The following is a 537-nucleotide window of genomic DNA, read 5'->3' as shown; positions in this document are numbered from 1 at the left end:
CTGGAAGAAAAACTAACCTGTGAGTTAGGAATATCGGAAGAGAAACTCATCAAAGCACTAAAAGAGAGGGCTGATAATCTTGATGAGTTGATGGTTGAGACTCAAAAGTTAAGGAAAGAATACAACAAAGAAGTTTTTGACATTGACTGATCGCAGAATTATATAGTATCCTAGAATGTAAAAAAAAACATTTGAAAAATGAAGACGTGTTTTATCTATTTATGGTTAAAGAGATTAAGACAAGGTATGTGTACGGTAAGCGAGCAGTACAAACTAGAGCAGGAAAACAAAAGACTGAAAGAAAAAGCAGACATGTATGATCAAGTCAACATTAATCAACTGTCGATGATTGATGACTTGGATGATTTGGTAAAAGAAAACAGAAAACTAAAAGAGGAACTAGATACAAAGGAGAGTAAGGAATGACATTTGAAGATTCTTATGCCAAAGTAAAGGAAATAGGAGACTCACAAAAAGACGGAACAAAATGTCCAACATGCAACGGAACAGGGAAGGTGCCAAATCGGAAACGAGAGG

General features: G+C 35.4%; 1 protein-coding gene. It reads left to right on the top strand.

Translation table 11 applies throughout. The features are described 5' to 3' along the window. Positions 1 to 246: 246 nt before the first annotated feature. Positions 247 to 426 (top strand): hypothetical protein, encoded by a 180-nt coding sequence (locus V3W49_RS23015; RefSeq protein ID WP_500148304.1) that lies wholly within the window; start codon positions 247 to 249, stop codon positions 424 to 426. Positions 427 to 537: the final 111 nt, after the last annotated feature.

Origin of the sequence: Rosenbergiella sp. YN46 (assembly GCF_036620675.1) — a bacterium.
GTDB lineage: Bacteria > Pseudomonadota > Gammaproteobacteria > Enterobacterales > Enterobacteriaceae > Jejubacter.
The sequence above is the reverse complement of the archived record's forward strand: the minus strand, read 5'-3'. Positions and strand labels throughout refer to the sequence as shown.